Here is a 4,370-nt window from a genome sequence, read left to right on the forward strand (position 1 = left end):
CTGATAGCTGTTTTTGCAGGAACTCGTTATACTCACGTAAAGCCTTGAACTCCTCTACATCGGCATGGGCATCCTCGATACGCGCATTCGTTTTCCGGTTCGTATAGAAGCTAATCCCCCATTTTATCGCCTCGAATCCTCCCAATGTTCCGATGATTGTCAGGATGTCAGTTAATTCTACATTCACTTTACACCTCCTTCTGTTTTATTTGATCATCTTTGTTACGAGTTTTTTCATTGCCATAAGGCAGTGTTTGTTATTTCTCCGCCTCCGGCCTGTGATAGATGGGAGGCGGATTTTTATATTATTCGCCCGGTTACTCCTCTTTTAGCGGTTCATCCAAAATTTTGACATACGTCGGCATCGTGAACTCAGAGAACATGCCGTTGCGATCTATGAAGTCAACACGTTGTTTGAGGTATTGAAGTTCTTCGTCTGTCAAAACGATATCTGTTGTTTCCGTTATGGCCGCTGCATCGGTAAACCCTATATTGATTTGCCCGCTTCCCATATCTTTGATAACGATACGCTTCTGATCAACCTCCGAGATTGCTATCTTACTGTCTATCGATACTTTCAGTTCCATGTTTTTTCTCGTGTCAAACTGTGGTAACACGGTGTTGAGTATTAATACTCTGTCTTTCAATGTTAAATTCATCTTCTTATTCTATATATAATAAACCTGTTGCACTATCCCATTTTACATTATATTTTGTTCCAGATGTATCTAAATCATTAATCTGGGTTAACGTTGGTAAGAAACTTGCTTTTACACAAGTCCTAAATACCCATGAGGCATCAGATTTAAAATGTCTGACAAAAAAACTTATTTCCCGATAAGCCGTTGCATCAGGATTGTATTTCATTACAATAAATTTTCCGATATTACCTAAAATACCTTGATAAGTTCTTTGAATTTCCATACCTTGAGCTTCTCTTGCTGCAAACAGATTAACATAGTTATTATTCCACGATTTGTCGGTTAAATAAATGCTTGAAAAATTAGATGTGCCTCCATTGAGACTTATAGCATTTAACATTCTAACATTAACATCTCCACTTTGGTCAACTCTAAAATCTGCACTTTCTGGAACTAAACCTCCAGCCCAAAATCTTATAGAACTATTAGATGTGCCATATCCTGTAATCCCAGCTTGTCCATTTCTTAATAAAATGGCATCATTTGCTGTAATAGTCCCATTTGAAATCACGTTACCTGAGCTATCAACGCTAAATGTCGGATCAGTGGGTGGTTGCCCTTTCGCCCCGGCTGTTCCTCCCGACCAAATACGGATTGTACCAGACGCCGACATTCCACCTGTGCTTCCAAAAGCGATTGCACCCGTAGTTATGAGTCCGCCATTGATCTCCGTTATTGTATTGTCATATTTTGAGGCAAGAACCCATTTAGAACCGCTATATCTATAGATATTCTCCCCATCCACCCATAAGTCATTCGTTCGCATACCCGATGTTGGAGCCGTCGTTTGATAAAATACCCTTGCCTTGTTATTTGCAGTCAATTGGGCGTTGTTGGCTGCATTCGACGCATTCTCTGCATCTGTCAGGGCATCATTTACCCCATCATACAACGGTTGAAGGTTAGGACGGTCAGTAATGTTATTATAACCGGATGTTCCGGATTTGAATATCACAGGTCCGGTTATAGTCCCATTCACCAGATCAATCACCAATCGGGCTAACTTGTCCTTTATCAATCCTGTCGTGATCGTCTGGCCGGCAATCTCAGTGTATCCATAATTCGGAAGCCAAGAGCGTACGCCATCCTCCGGAGTATTGAGCACCCCTACCCAGAAATGATAGAACCCTGTTTCATCCTCTAACTTTATCTGCCGTTCACTGACATATATTGAGCCATTTGTTCCTTCTTTTGGACATTTGGCATAAACATAATAGGCAAGCGAATTATTCAGCCGGAAAGAAGCCGCCGGAATAGCCCATTCACGGATTTCCTCGCTAACGGTAAAGTGTACTAACTTTCCTGTCGTATTCTTGAAATAGTTGGCATCATTGTCCGCATTCGGAATAAACTTCATCCCTATAAGCTCCATCTGCTGGGAATTGGTGCCGACGATAAGTTGAGCCGTATGCACGGCCAACGGCTTGATAAGTTCAGTGAAATAATCTCCTTCCGGGTCAAACATCATGCCCAAAGTTTCCATCACGTCCCGCCATGAACGTTTCGTATGTTCCCGAACCGGCTTAACCGCATCCTCAATCTCTTCCGGCACTTTATTCACATCATCCACCAGATCCTTAAAACCATTCGATTCAAGAAAATCGGACAAGGTAAGTTCATACCGGTATGAAGGTGTACCGTCTTTCTCGATATACCTTTTTATTTTGGTAACACGAATCTCTCGATCGATATCCAACTGTTCAGAATATACGCCAACCATCTGGCCACAGGCGATAAAGATGTTTTGCAAACGAAAAACAATTTCATCACATTTTCCTCGTAACTGGATGCGTTTCTCACACTTGCCATCCAACCATGCTTGCGCCTCTTCCTGTAGCTGTAATGAAGCGTTATCCCTATAGCTTTGCGGCATTTTCAGGCCGGTAAGGATAAACTTGTCACCGACAGAAAAATTAATGTCACCGGGAACTTTCAAGGCGTTTTCCTGGTCATTCTGCTTTAGTTTGAACTGTTTCAAGTCATTGTCCCAACTGTCTTCAACGATTGCAAGGTCATAGCCAGCCAAGCCGCCATCCTGGAATGTAACGATCACTTCCACCCCGTCCAACAGGCAATCGGTAAGATTGAAATCCATACCGGCAGCTCTCAGAGTGTAATCGTCGATCTTTTCTGTTACGGCAAACTCTCCTTTCGGAAAGATATGGTCGAATTGCATGGACTTTTCTATCCGGCCGTACTTCTCTACATTCTTTTCGATAGAGAGCCGGCCATCAGGCAGAAGAAGATAATCAGCACCATAATCGGGACCGAGATTCTTGTCTGAACCGTATGGATAAAAAACCGTCACAGGTGGCGTATCATCAACAGCGGACACTTCCAGTTCAGTAAAACCCATTCCTTCGCCCTGTGCCAAGACAAGGCCGTTGCTTGAATACTCCCTCCTGCCGATATTTATTGTCTGACCGGATATCCAGTATTCCGTATTCAATTCTTTAATGAGTTCGTCAAGTACCGTCCCGACTTTCTTATCTTTGAAAGAAAGGGTAATCATCCGGGATTCGATACAGGATCCGGCCACCCAATCTGATCCTGTACGGTTCATGTTTTTGACAAATAGGATTAGCCAGTCACGGGCGGTACCGGTGTAATAGTCGAAGTTCTTTTTCCGCTCCGGTGTACCATGAAGGAAAAACTCTGCATCCAAAAGGTCGTACCGACTTGAATAGAACTGAACGGTATATTCCCAACCAAGAGATGTCTCCTTTTTCGTCACCTTCTCATTATGCCGGATCTTGTATTTTGTCCCTTCAAAGTCTATATAGTCGTTGATTTGAAGGTTTACCACATTTCGGGAAAGAAAATTCAGGGTAAGAGTGTCCTCACCCATAATCTCTTCGACCGTATAACTATTATCCTTCAGATAAACGTCACAAACTACCGTATTTCCGCGCTTTATTTCCATACTGCTAAATAACCTACTTATTTTTAGGCAATAAAAAACACGGCAACCGGATATATGACATTTTACCGGTTGTCGTGTTTTAATATATAAGGCAGATGTTCTGTTTATGGTAGATTTCTAAAGCGCAAGTCCACACGCGCCAAAAGTCGTAGACAACGCTGCAATCTCACACCAGAACATCGGCTTCGTTGATACAAAGTCCTGCCATATATTACCACTCAACCGTTTACTCATGTCTATTACCGTGTAAACGATAAAAGCCAGCCACACCGGAATAAGAACCCACCAGAAAGACGTGCAGCCAACCCATAGCTGAGAAGAAAGCAACGTCAATGCCGCCGATCCACAATGAATGCGGTTTATCCAAGTGTCTTTGAAATCAGGAGCCAAACCGACACCAATCAAACCGATACAGGCTGCGATCGCCAGCAACCGCATAGTAAAGGTTGTACTCATTTCCCAAATGACCGGGAATAGGAACATAGCCGTCAGTGCCATGCTTGCTCCAAAGATCAATTTATGATCAAGAGTATAATACGTCGCACTAATTGAGTACGGTACACCTTTTGCCTTTATACAAACTGCTGCCGTATAAACTGCGATAACCAAAAAAGAAATAATTAATAATAACATGATTTTCAAACTTTATTGTTTAACTTTGTTTCCGGAGACCGTAGGTCCCCTAATTTTCTTTTTTTACAGCCTCCAATCTGTGATAGCCTGGAGGCTGTTTTATTATTCTTTCG

3 protein-coding genes and 1 pseudogene are annotated in these 4,370 nt (G+C 42.4%); all 4 read right to left on the minus strand.

Going from position 1 to position 4,370, the window contains the following annotated elements; genetic code table 11:
- Window positions 1-187: pseudogene (locus tag KTG12_RS20950) on the minus strand (hypothetical protein); the annotation flags it as partial.
- A 130-nt stretch (window positions 188-317) separates the two neighbouring features.
- The gene (locus KTG12_RS20955) at window positions 318-587 is read right to left on the minus strand and encodes a hypothetical protein (RefSeq protein ID WP_254189057.1); all 270 of its coding nucleotides are present in this window, start codon (window positions 585-587) and stop codon (window positions 318-320) included.
- A gap of 76 nt (window positions 588-663) precedes the next feature.
- Window positions 664-3,624, minus strand: a complete 2,961-nt coding sequence (locus tag KTG12_RS20960) for a hypothetical protein (RefSeq protein WP_216945534.1) — start codon at window positions 3,622-3,624, stop codon at window positions 664-666.
- Window positions 3,625-3,741: 117 nt separating this feature from the next.
- Window positions 3,742-4,122 carry a hypothetical protein gene (locus KTG12_RS20965; protein WP_229032925.1) on the minus strand — a complete coding sequence of 127 codons (381 nt, stop codon included), beginning with the start codon at window positions 4,120-4,122 and terminating at the stop codon, window positions 3,742-3,744.
- Window positions 4,123-4,370 lie beyond the last annotated feature (248 nt).

The organism is Parabacteroides sp. MSK.9.14 (genome assembly GCF_019041495.1).
GTDB classification, from domain to species: domain Bacteria; phylum Bacteroidota; class Bacteroidia; order Bacteroidales; family Tannerellaceae; genus Parabacteroides; species Parabacteroides merdae.